The sequence below is a fragment of the Endozoicomonas sp. ALB091 genome (assembly GCF_049310265.1).
Lineage (GTDB): Bacteria > Pseudomonadota > Gammaproteobacteria > Pseudomonadales > Endozoicomonadaceae > Endozoicomonas.
Genome location: NZ_JBLYNQ010000013.1, coordinates 61,830 through 82,976, shown reverse-complemented (window position 1 = coordinate 82,976; position 21,147 = coordinate 61,830). Strand labels below are relative to the sequence as shown.

The window sequence follows — 21,147 nt, the reverse complement described above, 5'->3', positions numbered from 1 at the left end:
TGAACCGCACAGCAGTCTTCTTTTTATATTTTCATGAATTAATGAAATATAATTATGAATAGAAGCTCTGCCGGAATCAGCGGTCAATGCGCACGATCAGGTAATGCTTACAACCAACCGAATGACCATGCCGCTTCTTCAAGGCGTGGGCGATACAGGCATGCCACAGTCAGACAATGGGATCCTCCTTCCCGCACAGCCACGGGGCGTAATGAATTTTACCATTCTTCTGCCCCACGCCCTGCTCAATATCTACTGCGCCGTTCAGTAAATCATGCTCAAGATTTTAATGCGCTCACCCAACAGGAAATAATGGATGGCCTGGTGAGTAAATCGTATCGTTTCGGTCATCGCTATGATGGGAGAGATCACGGCCTATATGCCAGTTCAATTAAAAAATACACGTCAGCGTCTAAAAGACCATTAAATCGAGCTGAACAAAGCCAGCTGATGCGTTTGCTGCAAAATTTCACTGCAACGCGGAGCTGGAATTGGCTAAGCCTGACGACAACACTGCACTCATTTACTTCAGCAGGTGTTTTTACCCCCCATAAACCTATGGATCAGCGTGTTAAGCGTACACAAGCTGGCCTGTTGTCGACACTGCTGGATGCAATAATTTTCAAATGCAACCGAAAAGCTAAAGCATGGGATATTGATGCCCGGGGAATCGCCAACCTGCTGTGGGCCATGGCGAAACTGGTGGACAACGGCCAGCTGCGCACACCAGAGTTCAAAGAGGCCGTGGCCGCGCTGTTGCCTCACATGAATGAGCAGAAAGACCAATTTATTCCTCAGCATATCGCCAACCTGCTGTGGGCCATGGCGAAACTGACGGACAACGGCCAGGTGCAGACACCAGAACTCAATGAGGCCATGGCTGCCCTGTTGACCCGCGTGAACGCACAGCAAGCTGATTTTAAACCACGGGAAATCGCCAACCTGCTATGGGCCATGGCGAAACTGTTGGACAACGGGCAGGAGCAGACACCAGAGTTCAACGAGGCCGTAGCCGCGCTGTTGCTCCACGTGAACGCACAGAAAGACCAATTGAATGCCCAGGATATCACCAATCTGTTGTGGGCCATGGCGAAACTGGTGGACAACGGGCAAAAGCAGACAACAAAGCTGAAAGAGACTGTGGCTGCACTGTTGCCCTACGTGACAACACAGAAAGCTCACTTTATACCACAGGAAATCACCAGCCTCCTGTGGGCTATGGCGAAACTGGTGGACAACGGGCAGGAGCAGACACCAGCGCTCAACGAGGCCGTGGCCGCCCTGTTGCCCTGCGTGAAAACACAGAAAGCTGACTTTAAATCACGGGAAATCGCCAACCTGCTTTGGGCTATGGCAAAACTGATGGACAACGGGCAGGAGCAAACTCCGGGGCTCAACGAGGCCGTGGCCGGGTTGTTGCCCTGCGTAAACACAGAGAAAGACCAATTTATTTCTCAGCATATCGCCAACCTGCTGTGGGCCATGGCGAAACTGGTGGACAACGGGCAGGAGCAGACACCAGCGCTCAAAGAGGCCGTGGCCGCGCTGTTGCCTCGCGTGAACGTACAGGAAGGCCAATGCATTCCTCAGGCTATCCCCAATCTGCTCTGGGCTATGGCGAAACTGGTGGACAACGGGCAGGAGTGGATACCGGGGCTCAAAGAGTCCGTGGCCGCGCTGATGCCGCAAGTGAGCGCTCAGAAAGCTAACTTTGAACCACAGGGAATCACCAAACTGCTGTGGGCCATGGCGAAACTGGTGGACAACGGCCAGGAGCAGACACCAGAACTCAACGAGGCTGTGGCCGCCCTGTTGCCTCACGTGAACGCACAGAAAGGCCAATTTCATGCCCAGGGTATCACCAACCTGCTGTGGGCCATGGCAAAACTGGTGGACAATGGGCAGAAACAGACGCCAGGACTCAACGAGGCCGTGGATGCGCTGTTGCCCCACGTGAACGCACAGAAAGACCAATTTACGCCTCAGCATATCGCCAACGTGCTGTGGGCCATGGCAAAACTGGTGGACAACGGGCAGAAACAGACACCAGGACTCAACGAGGCCGTGTACGCGCTGTTGCCCCATGTGAAGGCACAGAAAGCGAACTTTAAACCACAGGGTATCACCAACCTGCTGTGGGCCATGGCAAAACTGGTGGACAACGGGCAGGAGCGAACACCAGAGTTCAACGAGGCCATGGCCGCGCTGTTGCCCCACGTGAACGCACATAAAGAACAGTTTCATGCCCGGGCTATCGCCAACCTGCTGTGGGCCATGGCAAAACTGATGGACAGTGGGCAGGAGCGGACTCCAGAGTTCAACGAGGCCGTGGCCGCGCTGTTGCTAAACGTGAAGTCACAGAAAGCTGACTTTCAAACACAGGAAATCGCCAACCTGTTGTGGGCCTTGGCGAAACTGGTGGATAACGGAATGGAGCGAACAACAGGGCTTAACGAGGCCGTGGCTCTGCTGTTACCACGTGTAAACGAAAAGAAAGCCAACTTTACACCACAGGGTATCGCCAACCTGCTGTGGGCCATGGCGAAACTGGTGGACAACGGGCAGGAGCGGACACCTGAGCTCAACAAGGCCATGGCCTCGTTGTTGCCCCACGTGAGCGCACAGAAAGCCAACTTTACACAACAGGGTATTGCCAATCTGCTGTGGGCCATGGCGAAACTGCTGGACAACGGCCAGGAGCGGACTCCAGAGTTCAACGAGACCGTCGTCGTGCTGTTGCCCCACGTGAATGCCAAAAAAGACCAATTTATTGCTCAGAATATTGTTAACCTGCTGTGGGCTATGACAAAACTGGTGGACAACGGACAAGAGCGAACACCAGGGCTCAACGAGGCCGTAGTAACGCTGTTGCCCCAGGTGGACGTACAAAAAGACCAATTTAATGCCTGGGGGATCGCCAACCTGCTGTGGGCCATGGCGAAACTGGGTGAACTCGTTGAGCTGAGCGTGGTTAGCTCCACGTTTGAATCGCTTGTCTACAGAATCAGTGACAACCCTCAGCTCTCTCAGAAAGACATAAAGATGTCTCTCTGGGGAGTCCTGGTATTGTGTGCCAGGTTGTTTCTAGACTCTAATACCAATAAAAATAACGTGTTTGAGAAGCACATGGATGACCTGTTTACTCGCCTGGAAAATACCTATCCAGACAATGAAGAGGATCAATCCGTTATTGCCATGGCCGCAAGCTGGCTTGGCAGGGCGTGTCCGTTCGTCCCCCATTACCAGACAAACATGTCAAAATCTCAGGCCGACTTTCGCGCTCAACTCCAATCATGCATTCCCTCTTTGCAGATTGAAGAAGAACAGAGTCTGAGCTCATTACCCCCGGTTGACCTACTACTGCCAGCCCACAACATGGTGATTGAAGTTCAGGGACCGTCTCATTACGTGAATGGTGATTTCAACACCAGGAATGGTTCGACTCTGCTGAAAATCGCACTGCTGCAGAAATCAGGATTTGAGGTCATTGAAATCCCGGTTAACCAGCTCAGGAGCCAGGATTCAATGAAACGATGCATTGATCAAATAAAGACCAGGGTAGACATCCCGCCACAGGGTCATGGCTCTGTATCACTTAAAAGCGGGTCGGCAGATGAGAAATACGGCACTGCTTATATATAAACATTTCAGCAAAATGAACTTCCGAACAAAACAGCAGTCTACTTTTTTATATTTTCATGAATTAATGAAATATAATTATGGATAGAAGCTCTGCAGGTATCAGTGGTAAATACGAAAGATCACATAATAATTATAACCGACCGAATGACCAGGGCGCTTCTTCAAGGCGTGGCCGATATAGACATGCCACAGTCAGACAGTGGGATGATACCCCACGCACTAACCCGGGGCGTAATAAATTTTACCGTTCTTCTGACGCATGCCCTTCTCAACATCTACAGTGCCGTTCAGTAAACCCTGCTCAAGATTTTAATGCGCTCATCAAACAGGAAATAATCGATGATCTGGTGAATAAGTCGCATCGTTTCGGTCATCGCTATGATGGGAGAGCTCACGGCCTATATGCCAGTTTAATTAAAAAATACACGTCAGCGTCTAAAAGACCTTTAAATCGAGCGGAACAAAGCCAGCTGATGCGTTTGCTGCAAAATTTCACAGCAACGCGGACCTGGAATTGCCGAAGCCTGACGACAACACTTCATTCATTTACTTCAGCGGGTGTTTTTATCCCCCATAACCCCATAGATGAGCGTGTTAAGCGTACTCAAGCTGCCTTATTGTCAACGCTACTTGATGCAATAATATTTAACTGCAACCAAAAACCTGAAGCCAGGGATATTGATGCCCGGGGAATTGCCAACCAGCTGTGGGCCATGGCGAAACTGGTGGACAACGGGCAGGAGCTGATACCAGAGCTCAAAGAGGCCGTAGCCGCGCTGCTGCCCCACGTGAACGTACAGAAAGCTAACTTTATACCACAGGGCATCGCCAATCTGTTGTGGGCCATGGCGAAACTGGTGGACAACGGGCAGCAGCTGACAACAGAGTTCAACGAGGCGGTAGCCGCGCTGTTGCCCCATGTGAACGCACAGAAAGCTAATTTTAAACCACAGGAAATTGCCAACCTGCTGTGGGCCATGGCAAAACTGGTGGGCAACGGGCAGGAGCGGACACCAGCACTCAACGAAGCCGTGGCCGCGCTGTTGCCCCACGTGAAGGTACAGAAAGACCAATTTATTCCTCAGCATATCGCCAACCTGCTGTGGGCCATGGCGAAACTGGTGGACAACGGGCAGAAGCGGACACCAGGGCTCAAACAGGCCGTGGCCGCGCTGTTGTCCCATGTGAATATACAGAAAAAACAATTTATTCCTCAGCATATCGCCAACCTGCTGTGGGCCATGGCGAAACTGGTGGACAACGGGCAGGAGCAGACACCAGAGCTCAACGAGGCCGTGGCAGCGCTGTTGCCCCTCGTGAACGCACAGAAAAAACAATTTATTCCTCAGCATATCGCCAACCTGCTATGGGCCATGGCGAAACTGGTGGACAACGGGCAGGAGCGGACACCAGGGCTCAACGAGGCTGTGGCCGCGCTGTTGCCCCACGTGAAAGTACAAAAAGACCAATTTATTCCTCAGCATCTTGCCAACCTGATGTGGGCCATGGCGAAACTGGTGGACAACGGGCTGGAGCGAACACCAGGGCTCAACGAAGCTGTGGCCGCGCTGTTACCCCACGTAACCACACCAATAGCGAACTTTAAACCACAGCATATCGCTAACCTGCTGTGGGCCATGGCGAAACTGGTGGACAACGGGAAGGAGCGGACACCAGGGCTCAACGAGGCCGTGGCCGCGCTGTTGCCCCACGTCAAAGTACAAAAAGACCAATTTATTCCTCAGCATATTGCCAACCTGCTGTGGGCCATGGCAAAACTGGTGGACAACGGGCAGAAGCGAAGACCAAGGCTCAAGGAAGCTGTGGCCGCGCTGTTACCCCACGTAAACACACAAATAGCGAACTTTAAACCACAGGAAATCGCCAACCTGCTGTGGGCCATGGCGAAACTGGTGAACAATGGGGAGTGGACACCAGGGCTCAACGAGGCCGTGGCTGCACTGTTGCCCCACGTGATCGCACAGAAAGACCAATTTATTCCTCAGCATATCGCCAATCTGCTGTGGGCCATGGCAAAACTGGTGGACAACGGGCAGGAGCAGACACCAGTGAGCATAGAGGCCGTGGCCGTCCTGCTGCCCCACGTAAACGCACAGAAAGCTAAATTTAAACCACAGGAAATCGCCAACCTGCTGTGGGCCATGGCGAAACTGGTGGACAACGGGCAGGAGCAGACACCAGGGCTCAACGAGGCCGTGGCCGCGCTGTTGCACCACGTGATCGCACAGAAAGACCAATTTAATCCTCAGGGTATCGCCAACCTGCTGTGGGCCATGGCGAAACTGGTAGGAAGCGGGCAGAAGCGAACACCACAGCTCAACGAGGCTGTGGCGGCGCTGCTGCCCAGCGTGAACGTACAGAAAGGCCAATTTAGTGCTCAGGGTATCACCAACCTGCTCTGGGTCATGGCGAAACTGCTGGACAACGGGCAGGAAAAGTCAGCAGAGCTCAAAGAAGCCTTGGCCGTGCTGTTGCCCCACGTGAACTCACAGAAAGACCAATTTAATCCTCAGGGTATCGCCAACCTGCTGTGGGCCATGGCGAAGCTGGGTGAACTCGTTGAGCTGAGCGTGGTTACCTCTACGTTCGAATCGCTTGTCTACCGAATCAGTGACAACGCTCAATTCTCTCAGCAAGCGATATTGATGTCTCTCTGGGCAGTAATGGTATGCTGTGCCAGGTTATCTCTTGTCTCCAACGCCAATAAAAATAACGTGCTTGAAAAGCACATAGATGACCTGTTTACTCGCCTGAAAAATACATCACCAGCCAGTGAAGAGGATCAATCCATCATTGCCATGGCCGCAAGCTGGCTTGGCAGAGCGTGTCCGATCATCCCCCATTACCAGACTAACATGTCAAAAACTCAAACCGACTTTCGCGATCAACTTCAATCATGCATTCCCTCTTTAAAGATTGCCGCAGAAAGGAGTCTGAACTCATTACCTCCGGTTGATCTGCTACTGCCAGATCACAATATTATTATTGAAGTTCAGGGGCCCTCTCATTACCTGTGTGGTGATTTCAAAACCAGGAATGGTTCGACTCTGCTGAAAATCGCACTGCTGCAAAAATCAGGATTTGAGGTCATTGAAATCCCGACTAAATCGCTTTCGAACCCGGATTCAATAAAACGATATATTGATCAAATAAAGACCAGAGTGGACATCCCGCCGCAGGGCCATGGCTCTGTATCACATAAAATCGGGTGGGCAGATGAGGCAAACGCTACCGCCGATAAAGGGGGTCAATCCTCAGATCACTGTTACTTAACCGCCGAAGAGCATTCAGAAAAGCAAACAGGCAAACCAAAAAAAGGAAGAGAAAAAAAAGCAATAAGCAGTTGGCCAAAATGATTTGAAAATAACGGATTGGTGGCATAAGAAGTAGATGTGTATCCCCAACGAGCTGGTTTTATAAATATTTCAGTGAAATGAACTTCTGAACATAACAGCAGTCTACTTTTTACATTCTCATGAAATAATGAAATATAATTATGAATAGAAGCTCTGCCGGTATCAGTGGAAAATCCACAAGATCAGATAATGGTTACAACCAACCGAATGACTATGCCGCTTCTTCAAGGTGTGGGCGATATGGACATGCCACAGTCAAACAATGGGATGATCCCCCCCGCATAGCCCAGTGGTGCAGTGAATTTTTAGCCGCTTTATCTTCTCAATTTCTGGTGCGCCGTTCAGTAAACCCTGCTCGAGATTTTAAGACGCTCATCAACCCAGTAAGAATGGATGACCTGGTGAGTAAAACGAGTCGTTTCGGTCATCGCTATGATGGGAGAGATCACGGTCAATATGCCAGTTCAATTAAAAATTACACGTCAGCGACTAAAAGACCGTTAAATCGAACTGAACAAAGCCGACTGATGCCTTTGCTGCAAAATTTTACAGTCAGACGGAGCTGGAACTGGCGAAGCCTGACGACAACATGTCACTCATTGACTTCAGCGGGCGTTTTTACCCCTCATAAGCCCGTGGATCAGAGTGTCAAGCTCACTCAAGCTGCTTTATTGTCCACGCTATTGGATGCAATAACGTTCAAGTGCAACCAAAAACCTCAAGTCGAGGATATCAATGCCCGGGGAATCGTCAACCTGCTGTGGGCCATGGCAAAACTGGTGGACAACGGGCAGAACCAGACATCAGAGCTCAAACAGGCTGTGGCCGCGCTATTGCCCTTCGTGAACGCACAGAAAGATAATTTTACACCACAGGGTATCGCCACCTTGCTGTTGGCCATGGCGAAACTGGGTCAGCTTATTGAGCTACATGTGGTTACCTCCACGTCCGAATCGCTTGTCTGCCGAATCAGTGACAACCCTCAGCTCTCTCAGAAAGACATATTGATGTCTCTCTGGGGAGTCATGGTATTGTGTGCCAGGTTGTTTCTAGACTCTAATGCCAATAAAAATAACGTCCTTGAAAAGCACATGGTTGATCTGTTTACTCGCCTGGAAAATACATATCCAGACAATGAAGAGGATCAATCCATTATTGCCATGGCCGCAAGCTGGCTTGGCAGAGCGTGTCCGGTCGTCCCCCATTACCAGACAAACGTTTCAAAACTTCAGGCCGACGACTTCCGTGCTCAACTCCAATCATGCATTCCTTCTTTGAAGATTGAAGAAGAAAAGAGTCTGAACTCATTACCCCCGGTTGACCTGCTACTGCCAGAGCACAACATGGTGATTGAAATTCAGGGAACGTCTCATTACGTGAGTGGTGATTTCAACACCAGGAAAGGTTCGACTCTGCTGAAAATCGCACTGCTGCAAAAAGCAGGATTTGAGGTCATTGAAATCCCGATTAACCTGCTCATGAGCGAGGATTCAATGAAATTATGTATTGATCAAATAAAGACCCGGGTAGACACCCCGCCACAGGGTTATGGCTCTGTATTACTGAAAAGCGGGTCGACAGATGAGCAATACGGCACTGCTTAAGTAGTTGGCCAAATGGAATCGTATATTTCTGGCTAAGTGGACGGTTACTATGCAAGGCAGAACGCAGGGAGCATAGCCGTTGCTATGTGACTGGCGTTGTAACGCCGCACGATTGCATGGATGCAGGAGATAGAGCTACGCAGGAGCAGTTGCCGGGAGTGACCGTCCACTTAGTCAGAAAATATGATTTCATTTGGTTAACTACTTATATAAACATTTCAGCAAAATGAACTTCTGAACGGCACAGCAGTCTGCTTTTTATATTTTCATGAATTAATGAAATATAATTATGGATACAAGCTCTGCCGGTATCAGTGGTCAATACGCAAGATCAGTTAATGATTGTAATCGACCGGGTGGCCATGCCGCTTCCTCGAGACGTGGACGATACCGACATGCCACGGTCAGGCAGTTGGATGATACCCCACGCACTAATCCCGGGCGCAATACATTTTACCGTTCTCCTGACGCATGCCCTTCTCAAAATCTACAGCGCCGTTCAGTAGACCTTACTCAAGATTTTAATGCGCTCATCAAACAGGAAATAATGGATGATCTGGTGAATCAATCGCATCGTTTCGGTCATCGCTATGATGGGAGAAATCACAGCTGGTATGCCAGTTCAATTAAAAAATACACATCAGCTGCTAAAAGACCGTTAAATCGAGCGGAACAAAGCCAGCTGACAGGTTTGCTACAAAATTTTACCATAACACGGCGTTGGGACTGGCGAAGCCTCACGACCACACTTCATTCATTGACTTCAGCGGGTGTTTTTACCCCTCATAAACCCATGGATGAGCGTGTTAAGTGTACTCAAGCTGCCTTATTATCAACGCTACTTGATGCAATCATATTCAAGTGCAGCCAAAAACCTCAAGCCAGGGACATCGATGCCCGGGGAATCGCCAACCAGCTGTGGGCAATGGCGAAACTGGTGGTCAACGGGCAGCATTGGACACCAGGGCTCAAAGAGGCAGTGGCCGCGCTGTTGCCCCATGTGAACGCACAGAAAGACCAATTTATTCCTCAGCATATCGCCAACCTGCTGTGGGCCTTGGCGAAACTGGTGGTCAACGGGCAGGAGCGGACCCCGGAACTCAACGAGGCCGTGGCCGCATTGTTGCTCCAGGTAAACGCACAGAAAGATCAATTTAATGCCCAGGGTATCGCCAACCTGCTGTGGGCCATGGCGAAACTGGTGGACAGTGGGCAGGAGCGGATACCAGAGTTCAAAGAGGTCTTAGCCACCCTGTTGTCCCACGTAAACGCACAGAAAGACCAATTTAATACTCAGGATATCGCCAACCTGCTGTGGGCCATGGCGAAACTGGTGGACAACGGACAGGAGCAGACAACAGGCGTCAAAGCGGCTGTAGCCACGTTGTTGCCCTGCGTAAACGCACAGAAAGACCAATTTATTCCTCAGCATATCGCCAATCTGCTGTGGGCCATGGCGAAACTGGTGGACAACGGGCAAGAGCGGACACCAGAGTTCAACGAGACTGTGGCCGCGCTGTTGCCCCACGTGAACGTACAGAAAAACCAATTTAAGGCTCAGGGTATCGTCAACCTGCTGTGGGCCATGACGAAACTGGTGGACAGCGGGCAGGAGTTGACACCAGGGCTCAAAGAGGCCGTGGCCGCGCTGTTGCCCCACGTGAACGCAAAGAAAGATCAATTTAATGCCCAGGGTAACGCCAACCTTCTGTGGGCCATGGCAAAACTGGTGGACAACGGGCTGGAGCGAACACCAGAGTTCACAGAGACCATGACCGCACTGTTGCCCCATGTGAACGCACACAAAGACCAATTTATTCCTCAGCATACTGCCAACCTGCTGTGGGCCATGGCGAAACTGGTAGACAACGGTCAGGGGTGGACATCAGGGCTCAAAGAGGCTGTGGCCACGCTGATGCCCAACGTGAACGCACAGAAAGACCAATTTAGTGCCCAGGATATCGCCAACCTGCTGTGGGCCATGGCGAAACTGGTGGTCAGCAGGCAGGAGCAGATACCAGGGCTCAACGAGGCCGTGGCCGCGTTGTTGTACCATGTGAACACACAGAAAGACCAATTTAATACCCAGGCCATTGCCAACCTGCTGTGGGCCATGGCGAAACTGCTGGACAACGGACTGGAGCAAACACCAGAGTTCAACGAGGCCGTGGTTGCGCTGTTGCCCCACGTGAACACACAGAAAGACCAATTTAATGCCCAGGCCATTGCCAACCTGCTGTGGGCCATGGCGAAACTCGTGGACAACGGACTGGAGCAAACACCAGAGTTCAACGAGGCCGTGGTCGCGCTGTTGCCCCACGTGAACACACAGAAAGACCAATTTATCCCTCAGCATATCGTCAACCTGCTGTGGGCCATGGCAAAACTGGTGGACAACGGGCAGGAGCAGACACCAGGTCTCAAAGAGGCCGTGGCCGCGCTGTTGCCCCACGTGAACGCACAGAAAGACCAATTTAATGCCCAAGGTAACGCCAACCTTCTGTGGGCCATGGCAAAACTGGTGGACAACGGGCAGGAGCAGACACCAGGTCTCAAAGAGGCCGTGGCCGCGCTGTTGCCCCACGTGAAAGCAAAGAAAGACCAATTCAATGCCCGGGATATCGCCAACCTGCTGTGGGCCATAGCGAAACTGGTGGACAACGGGCAGGATCAGACATCAGAGCTCAACGAGGCCGTGGCCGCGCTGTTGTCCTACGTCAACGTACAGAAAGCTAGCTTTAAACCACAGGGTATCACCAATCTGCTGTGGGCCATGGCAAAACTGGTGGACAACGGGCAGGAGCGAACACCGGGGCTCAACGAAGCTGTGACCGCGCTGTTACCCCACGTAAACACACAAATAGCGAACTTTAAACCACAGGAAATCGCCAACCTGCTGTGGGCCATGGCGAAACTGGGTGAGCTCGTTGAGCTGAACGTGGTTAAATCCACGACTGAACTTCTTGTCTACCAAATCAGTAAATGCCCTCAGTTATCTCAGCAAGATATATCGATGTCTCTCTGGGGAGTATTGGTATGCTGTGCCAGGCTCTCTCCAGATGCCAATGCCAATAAAAGCAGCTTGCTTGAAAAGCACATGGATGGCCTGTTTACTCGCCTGGAAAATGCAGCCTCAAACAATGGAGATGAACAATCCATCATTGCCATGGCCGCAAGCTGGCTTGGCAGAGTGTGTCCGATCGTCCCCCATTACCAGACAACCATTTCAAAAACTCAAACCGACTTCCGCGATCAACTTCAATCATGTATTCCCTCTTTACAGATTGAAGCAGAAAGGAGTCTGAACTCATTACCTCCGGTTGATCTGCTACTGCCAGACCACAATATTATTATTGAAATTCAGGGACCCTCTCATTACGTGTGTGGTGATTTCAAAACCAGGACTGGTTCGACTCTGCTGAAAATCGCACTGCTGCAAAAAGCAGGATTTGAGGTCATTGAAATCCCCACTAACACCTTTTGGAACCCGGATTCAATAAAACGATGTATTGATCAAATAAAGACCAGGGTGGACATCCCGCCTCAGGGCCATGGCTCTGTATCATATAAAATCGGGTGGGCAGATGAGGCAAACGTTACCGTCGATAAAGGGTGTCAATCCTCAGATTACTGTTACTTAACCGCCGAAGAACATTTAGAAAAGCAAACGGGCAAACCAACAAAAAGAAAAAGGAAGAGAAAAAAAAAGCCAATAACCTCTTCCCTTTCATCATGACTCAAGAACTGTGTTCATATTCCAGGGATGGAGCGCCAGCGTTGAATACCTGTTGCCCAAAATGATTTGAAAATAACGGATTGGTTTTACAGGCATTACAGTAAAATGAACTTCTGAACAGAACAGCAGTCTGCTTTTTATACTTTCATGAATTAATGAAATATAATTATGGACAGAAGCTCTGCAGGTATCAGTGGTAAATACGCAAGATCAGATAATGCTTACAACCAACCGAATGACCATGCCGCTTCTTCAAGGTGTGGGCGATACAGGTATGCCACAGTCAGACAGTGGGATCCTCCCCCCCGGACAGCCCCGGGGCGTAATGAATTTTACCAATCTTCTGCCCCATGCCCTTCTCAATATTTACCGCGCCGTTCCGTAAATCCTGCTCAAGATTTTAATGCGTTCACCCAACAGGAAATAATGGATGGCCTGGTGAGTAAATCGTATCGTTTCGGTCATCGCTATGATGGGAGAGATCACTGCCTATATGCCAATTCAATTAAAAAATACACGTCAGCTGCTAAAAGACCGTTAAATCGGGTTGAACAAAGCCAGCTGATGCGTTTGCTGCAAAATTTTACAGTAACACGGAGTTGGAATTGGCGAAGCCTGACGACAACAATGCACTCATTTACTTCAGCGGGTGTTTTTACCCCTCATAAACCGATGGATCAGCGTGTTAAGCGTACACAAGCTGCCGTATTGTCGACGCTACTGGATGCAATAATATTCAAGTGCAACCGAAAAGCTAAAGCATGGGATATTGATGCCCGGGGAATCGCCAACCTGCTTTGGGCCATGGCGAAACTGGTGGACAACGGGCAGGAGCAGACACCAGAGTTCCAAGAGGCCGTGGCCGCGCTGATGCCCCATCTAAACGCAAATAAAGACCAATTTATCCCCCAGCAAATTGCCAATCTGCTGTGGGCCATGGCGAAACTGGTGAACAACGGGCAGGAGCGGACACCAGAGATCAACGAGACCGTGGCCGCGCTGTTGCCCCATGTGAACGAACAGAAAGACCAATTAATTCCTCAGCATATCACCATCCTGCTGTGGGCCATGGCCAAACTGGTGGACAACGGGCAAGAGCGGACACCCGGTCTCAACGAGACGGTGGCCACGCTGTTGCACCTCGTGAACGCACAGAAAGACCAATTTAATGCCCAGGGGATCGCCAACCTGCTGTGGGCCATGGCAAAACTGGTGGACAACGAGCAGGAGTGGATAACAGGGTTCAAAGGGACCGTGGCCGTGCTGTTGCCCCATGTGAACGCACAGAAAGACCAATTTATTCCTCAGGCTATCGCCAACCTGCTGTGGGCCATGGCGAAACTGGTGGACAACGGGCAGGAGCAGACAACAGAGTTCGAAGAGGCCATGGCCGCGCTGTTGCCCCAGGTGAATACACAGAAAGCTAACTTTAAACCACAGGAAATCACCAACCTGCTATGGGCCATGGCGAAACTGGTGGACAGCGGGCAGGAGCAGACAACAGAGCTCAAAGAGGCCGTAGCCGCGCTGTTGCCCCACGTGAACGCACAGAAAGATCAATTTAATGCCCAGGATATCGCCAACCAGCTGTGGGCCATGGCGAAACTGGCGAACGAAGGGCAGGAGCAGACACCAGAGCTCAAAGAGGCCGTGGCCGCGCTGTTTCCCCATGTGAACGCACAGAAAGGCCAGTTTATTCCTCAGCATATCGCCAACCTGCTGTGGGCCATGGCGAAACTGGTGGATAATGGGCAAGAGCAGACACCAAGGCTCAAAGAGGCCGTGGCCGCGCTGTTGCTCCTCGTGAACATACAGAAAAACCAATTTAAGGCCCAGGGAACCGCCAACCTGCTGTGGGCCATGGCGAAACTGGTGGACAACGGCCTGGAGCGGACACCAGGGCTCAACGAAGCCTTGGCCGCGCTGTTGCCCCACGTGAAAGCACTGAAAGACCAATTTATTCCTCAGCATATCGCCAACCTGCTGTGGGCTATGGCGAAACTGGCGGACAAAGGGCAAAAGCAGACACCAAGGTTCACAGAGGCCGTCGCCGCCCTGCTAACCTGCGTGAACGCACAGAAAGCTAACTTTAAACCACAGGAAATCGCCAACCTGCTGTGGGCCATGGCGAAACTCGTGGACAACGGGCAGGAGCTGACACCGCTGCTCAAAGAGGCCGTGGCCGCGCTGTTGCCACTCGTCAACACAGCGAAAGCTAACTTTAACCCACAGGAAATCGCCAACCTGCTGTGGGCCATGGCGAAACTCGTGGACAACGGGCAGGAGCTGACACCAGGTCTCAAAGAGGCTGTGGCCGCGCTGTTGTCTCTCGTGAACGCACAGAAAGACCAATTTATGCCTCAGCATATCGCCAACCTGCTGTGGGCCATGGTAAAACTGATGGACAACGGTCAGGAGCGGACACCAGAGCTCAAAGAGGCCGTGGCCGTGCTATTGCCCCTCGTGAACGCACAGAAAGCAAACTTTAAACCAAAGGAAATCGCCAACCTGCTATGGGCCATGGCGAAACTGGGCGAGCTTGTAGAGCTGAATGTGGTTACCTCCACGTCCGAATCGCTTATCTACAAAATCATTGACCACCCTCAGCTCTCTCAGAAAGGCATATTGATGTCTCTCTGGGGAGTCATGGTATTGTGTGCCAGGTTGGCTCTAGACTCTAATGCCAATAAAAATAACTTGCTTGAAAAGCACATGGATGACCTGTTTACTCGCCTGGAAAATACATCCCCGGATAATGAAGAGGATCAACACATCATTTCCATGGCCACCAGTTGGCTTGGGAGAACGTGTCCGGTCATCCCCCATTACCAGACAAACAATTCAAAAACTCAAACCGACTTCCGCGATCAACTCCAGTCATGCCTTCCATCTTTGAATATTGAAGAAGAAAAGAGTCTGAACTCATTACCTCCGGTTGATCTGCTACTGCCAGACCACAATATGGTGATTGAAATTCAGGGACCGTCTCATTACGTGAGTGGTGATTTCAACACCAGGAATGGTTCGACTCTGCTGAAAATCGCACTGCTGCAAAAAGCAGGATTTGAGGTCATTGAAATCCCGGTTAACCAGCTCAGGAGCCGGGATTCAATAAAACTATACATTGATCAAATAAAGACCAGGATAAACATCCCGCCACAGGATCATGGCTCTGTATCACTTAAAAGCGGGTCGGCAGATGAGAAATACGGCACTGCTTATATATAAACATTTCAGCAAAATGAACTTCTGAACTGTACAGCAGTCTGCTTTTTATATTTTCATGAATTAATGAAATATAATTATGGATAGAAGTTCTGCTGGTATCAGTAGTAAATACGCAAAATCAGATAATGATTACAACCAACCGAATGACCATGCCGCTTCTTCAAGGCGTGTGCAATATAGACATGGTACAGTCGAACAGTGGGATAATCCCCTCCGTACTACCCCGGGGCGTAACGATTTTTACCACTCTTCTGACGCTTGCTCTTCTCAAAATCTAATGTTCCGCTCAGTGAACTCTGCTCAAGATTTCAATGCCCTCATTAAACAAGAAGTAATGGATGATCTGGTGAGTAAATCATATCGTTTCGGTCATCGCTATGATGGGAGAAATCACGGTCGATATGCCAGTTCAATTAAAAAATACACGTCAGCTGCTAAAAGACCGTTAAATCGCGCGGAACAAAGCCAGCTGATGCGCTTGCTGCAAAATTTCACAGCAACGCGGAGCTGGAATTGGCGAAGCTTGACGACAACACTGCATTCCTTTACTTCAGCGGGTGTTTTTACCCTCCATAACCCCATAGATGAGCGTGTTGAGCGTACTCAAGCTGCCTTATTGTCAACGCTACTTGATGCAATAATATTTAACTGCAACCAAAAACCTGAAGCGAGGAATATTGATCCCCAAGGCATAGCCAATCTGCTGTGGGCCATGGCGAAACTGGTAGACAACGGGCAGGAGTGGACATCAGGGCTCAAAGAGGCCGTGGCCGCGCTGTTGCCCCACGTGAACGCACAGAAAGACCAATTTATTCCTCAGCATATCGCCAACCTGCTGTGGGCCATGGCGAAACTGGTGAACAACGGGCAGGAGCGGACACCAGAGTTCAAAGAGGCCATGGCCGCGCTGTTGCCCCACGTGAACGCACAGAAAGACAAATTTAATCCTCAGCATATCGCCAACCTGCTGTGGGCCATGGCGAAACTGGTGGACAACGGGCAGGAGCGGACACCAGAGTTCAAAGAGGCCATGGCCGCGCTGTTGCCCCACGTGAACATACAAATAGCGAACTTTAACCCACAGGAAATCGTCAATCTGCTGTGGGCCATGGCAAAACTGGTGGATAACGGGCAAGAGCAGACACCAAGGCTCAAAGAGGCCGTGGCCGCGCTGTTGCCCCTCGTGAACATACAGAAAAACCAATTTAATGCCCAGGGAATCGCCAACCTGCTGTGGGCCATGGCGAAACTGGTGGACAACGGGCAGGAGCGGACACCGGGGCTCAACGAGGCCGTGGCCGCGCTGTTGCCCCACGTGAAAGCACTGAAAGACCAATTTATTCCTCAGCATATCGCCAACCTGCTGTGGGCGATGGCGAAACTGGCGGAGAAAGGGCAAAAGCAGACACCAAGGTTCAAAGAGTCCGTGGCCGCCCTGCTACCCTGCGTGAACGCACAGAAAGCTAACTTTAAACCACAGGAAATCGCCAACCTGCTGTGGGCAATGGCGAAACTGGTGGACGACGGGCAGGAGCAGACACCAGAGATCAAAGAGACCGTGGCCGCGCTGTTGCCCCACGTGAACGCACAGAAAGCCAACTTTAAACCACAGGGTATTGCCAACCTGCTGTGGGCCATGGCGAAACTGGTGGACGACGGGCAGGAGCAGACACCAGAGATCAAAGAGACCGTGGCCGCGCTGTTGCCCCACGTGAACGCACAGAAAGCCAACTTTAAACCACAGGGTATTGCCAACCTGCTGTGGGCCATGGCGAAACTGGTGGACGACGGGCAGGGGCAGACACCAGAGATCAAAGAGACCGTGGCCGCGCTGTCGCCCCACGTGAACGTACAGAAAGCTAACTTTAATCCACAGCAAATCGCTAATTTGCTCTGGGCCATGGCAAAACTGGGTGAGCTCGTTGAGCTGAACGTGGTTAAATCGACGTTCGAATCTCTTGTCTACCGAATCAGTGAAAAACCTCAGCTCTCTCAGCAAGCGATATTGATGTCTCTCTGGGGAGTCATGGTATGCTGTGCCAGGTTGTCTCTAGACTCTAATACCAATAAAAATAACTGGCTTGAAAAGCACATGGATGACCTGTTTACTCGCCTGGAAAATACATCCCCAGATAATGAAGAAGATCAACGCATCATTTCCCTGTCCGCCAGTTGGCTTGAGAGAACGTGTCCGATCGTCCCCCATTACCAGACTAACCTGTCAAAACCTCAAGCCGACTTTCGCACTCAACTCCAATCATGCATTCCCTCTTTGCAGATTGAAGAAGAAAAGAGTCTGAACTCATTACCTCCGGTTGACCTGCTACTGCCAGACCACAACATGGTGATTGAAATTCAGGGACGGTCTCATTACGTGAATGGTGATTTCAACACCAGGAATGGTTCGACTCTGCTGAAAATCGCACTGCTGCAAAAAGCAGGATTTGAGGTCATTGAAATCCCGGTTAACCAGCTCAGGAGCCGGGATTCAATAAAACTATATATTGATCAAATAAAGACCAGGGTGGACATCCCGCCACAGGGTCATGGCTCCGTATCACTTAAAAGCGGGTCTGCAGATGAGAAATACGGCACTGCTTATATATAATCATTTCAGCAAAATGAACTTCTGAACCGCACAGCAGTCTGCTTTTTATATTTTCATGAAGTAATGAAATATAATTATGGACGGAAGCTCTGCCGGTATCAGTGGTCAATACGCAAGATCCGATAATAATCATAACCGAGCGGGTGGCCGTGCTGCTGCTTCGAGGCGTGGACGATACCGACAGGCCACGGTCAGGCAGTGGGATGATACCCCACGAACAAACCCGGGGCGTACTACATTTTACCGTTCTTCTGACGCACGCCCTTCTCAACATCTACAGCGCCGTTCAGTTAACCCTGCTCAAGATTTTAAGGCGCTCATCAAACCAGAAATAATGGCTGATCTGGTGAGTAAATCTTATCGTTTCGGTGATCGCTATGATGGGAGACATCACGGTCTGTATGCTGATTCAATTAAAAGATACACATCAGCTGCTAAAAGACCGTTAAATCAAGCTGAACAAAGCCAGCTGATACGTTTGCTGCAAAATTTTACCATAACACGGCGTTGGGACTGGCGAAGCCTTACAACAACACTCCATTCATTGACTTCAGCGGGGTTTTTTACCCCTCATAACCCCATGGATGAGCGTGTCAAGCTAACTCAAGCTTACTTATTGTCAACACAACTTGATGCCATCATATTCAAGTGCAACCAAAAACCTCAAGCCAGGGACATTGATGCCTGGGGAATCTCCAACCAGCTGTGGGCAATGGCAAAACTGGTAGACAACGGGCAGAAGTGGACGCCAGGGTTCAAAGCGACAGTGGCCGCGCTGTTGCCCCACGTGAACGCACAGAAAGTCCAATTTATTCCTCAGCAGATCGCCAACATGCTGTGGGCCATGGCGAAACTGGTAGTCAACGGGCAGAAGCTGACACCAGAGCTCAACGAGACCTTGGCCATACTTTTGTCCCACTTGAACGCACAGAAAGCTAACTTTAAGCCACAGGAAAATGCCAACCTGCTGTCGGCCATGGCAAAACTGGTGGACAACGGGCTGGAGCATACACCAGGGCTCAAAGAGGCCTTAGTCGTGCTGTTGCCAAACGTGAATGCACAGAAAGACCAATTTGATGCCCAGCATATCGCCAACATGCTATGGGCCATGGCGAAACTGGTGGACAACAGGCTGGAGCAGATACCAGGCCTCAAAGAGGCTGTGGCCGTGCTGTTGACCCTTGTGAACACACAAAAAGCTAACTTTAAGCCACAGGAAACTGCCAACCTGCTGTGGGCCATGGCGAAACTGGTGGACAACGGGCTGGAGCAGACACCAGGGCTCAAAGAGGCCTTAGCCGTGTTGTTACCCCACATGAACGCACAGAAAGTCCAATTTAATGCCCAGGATATCGCCAACCTGCTGTGGGCCATGGCGAAACTGGTGGACAACGGGCTGGAGCAGATACCAGGGCTCAAAGAGGCCTCAGGCGCATTGTTGCCCCACGTGAATACACAGAACGCTAACTTTATACCACAAGGTATCGTCAACCTGCTGTGGGCCATGGCGAAACTGGTGGACAACGGGCAGGAGCAGACACCAGGGCTCAAAGCGGCCATAGCCATGCTACTGCCCCACGTGAAAGCACTGCAAGCTAACTTTAACCCCCAGGAAATCGCCAACCTGCTGTGGGCCATGGCAAAACTGGTGGACAACGGGCAGGCGCAGACACCAGAGCTCAAAGCGGCCGTAGCCACGCTGCTGTCCCATGTGAAGGCACTGAAAGCTAACTTTAAACCCCAGGAAATCGCCAACCTGCTGTGGGCCATGGCGAAACTGGTAGACAACGGGCAGGCGCAGACACCAGAACTCAAAGAGGCTGTGGCCGCATTGCTGCCCCACGTGAACGCACAAAAAGACCAATTTATTCCTCAGGGTATCGCCAACCTGCTGTGGGCCATGGCAAAACTGGTGGACAACGGGCAGGAGCAGACACCAGGTCTCAAAGAGGTCGTGGCCGCGCTGTTGCCCCACGAGAACGCAAAGAAAGTCCAACTCAATGCCCGGGATATCGCCAGCCTGCTGTGGGCCATGGCGAAACTGGGTGAGCTCGTTGAGCTGAACGTGGTTAAATCCACGTCTGAACTTCTTCTCTACCAAATCAGTCAATGCCCTCAGTTATCTCAGCAAGATATATCGATGTCTCTCTGGGGAGTATTGGTATGCTGTGCCAGGCTCTGTCCAGATGCCAATGCCAATACCAATAAAAACAGCTTGCTTGAAAAGCACATGGACGCCCTGTTTACTCGCTTCGAAAATGCATCCCCAAACGATGTAGAGGAACAATCCCTCATTGCCATGGCCGCAAGCTGGCTTGACAGGGCGTGTCCCATCGTCCCCCATTACCAGACCAGCATTTCAAAACATCAAACCGACTTCCACGATCAACTTCAATCATCTATTCCCTCTTTAAAAATTGAAGCAGAAAGGAGTCTGAACTCATTACCTCCGGTTGATCTGCTACTGCCTGACCACAATATTATTATTGAAATTCAGGGACCCTTTCATTACGTGTGTGGTGATTTCAAAACCAGGAATGGTTCGACTCTGCTGAAAATCGCACTGCTGCAAAAAGCAGGATTTGAGGTCATTGAAATCCCCACTAACACCTTTTTGAACCCGGATTCAATAAAACGATGTATTGATGAAATAAAGACCAGGCTGGACATCCCGCCACAGGCCCATGGTTCTGTATCCTATAAAATCGGGTGGGTATATGAGGCAAACGTTACCATCGATAACGGGTGTCAATCCTCACATCACTGTTACTTAACCGGCGAAGAGCATTCAGAGAAGCAAACAGGCAAACCCAAAAAAAGAACAAGGAAGAGGAAAAAAAAGCCAAGGTCCTTCAATCAAATATTTTGAACTTTTTTCTGGAAAGAAAGTCGGATATTAGAGGAAATGTTTTAGTTTGATCTATCGCCGTAATAACTAACTAAGTATGTAGC

7 protein-coding genes are annotated in these 21,147 nt (G+C 50.6%); all 7 read left to right on the top strand.

What is annotated here, in order from left to right; translation table 11 throughout:
* Positions 1-54 precede the first annotated feature (54 nt).
* The 7 genes from ACO6UX_RS23575 to ACO6UX_RS23545 all read left to right on the top strand — a co-directional run bounded on the left by ACO6UX_RS23575 (position 55) and on the right by ACO6UX_RS23545 (position 21,064).
* A complete protein-coding gene (locus ACO6UX_RS23575; RefSeq protein ID WP_422450739.1) occupies positions 55-3,642 on the top strand; it encodes a DUF1601 domain-containing protein in 3,588 nt (1,195 codons plus the stop codon).
* Positions 3,643-3,719: 77 nt separating this feature from the next.
* On the top strand, positions 3,720-7,019 hold the full coding sequence (locus tag ACO6UX_RS23570; RefSeq protein ID WP_422450738.1) for a DUF1601 domain-containing protein: 3,300 nt from the start codon (positions 3,720-3,722) through the stop codon (positions 7,017-7,019).
* Positions 7,020-7,159: 140 nt separating this feature from the next.
* Positions 7,160-8,623: an RAP domain-containing protein gene (locus ACO6UX_RS23565; RefSeq protein WP_422450737.1), complete on the top strand. Its 1,464-nt coding sequence runs from the start codon at positions 7,160-7,162 to the stop codon at positions 8,621-8,623.
* A gap of 289 nt (positions 8,624-8,912) precedes the next feature.
* Complete coding sequence (locus ACO6UX_RS23560) at positions 8,913-12,359, top strand: DUF1601 domain-containing protein (protein ID WP_422450736.1); 3,447 nt, start codon at positions 8,913-8,915, stop codon at positions 12,357-12,359.
* 168 nt (positions 12,360-12,527) lie between these two features.
* Positions 12,528-15,587, top strand: a complete 3,060-nt coding sequence (locus ACO6UX_RS23555) for a DUF1601 domain-containing protein (protein ID WP_422450735.1) — start codon at positions 12,528-12,530, stop codon at positions 15,585-15,587.
* A gap of 76 nt (positions 15,588-15,663) precedes the next feature.
* Complete coding sequence (locus tag ACO6UX_RS23550; RefSeq protein WP_422450734.1) at positions 15,664-18,195, top strand: DUF1601 domain-containing protein; 2,532 nt, start codon at positions 15,664-15,666, stop codon at positions 18,193-18,195.
* A gap of 76 nt (positions 18,196-18,271) precedes the next feature.
* Positions 18,272-21,064, top strand: a complete 2,793-nt coding sequence (locus ACO6UX_RS23545; protein WP_422450733.1) for a DUF1601 domain-containing protein — start codon at positions 18,272-18,274, stop codon at positions 21,062-21,064.
* Positions 21,065-21,147 lie beyond the last annotated feature (83 nt).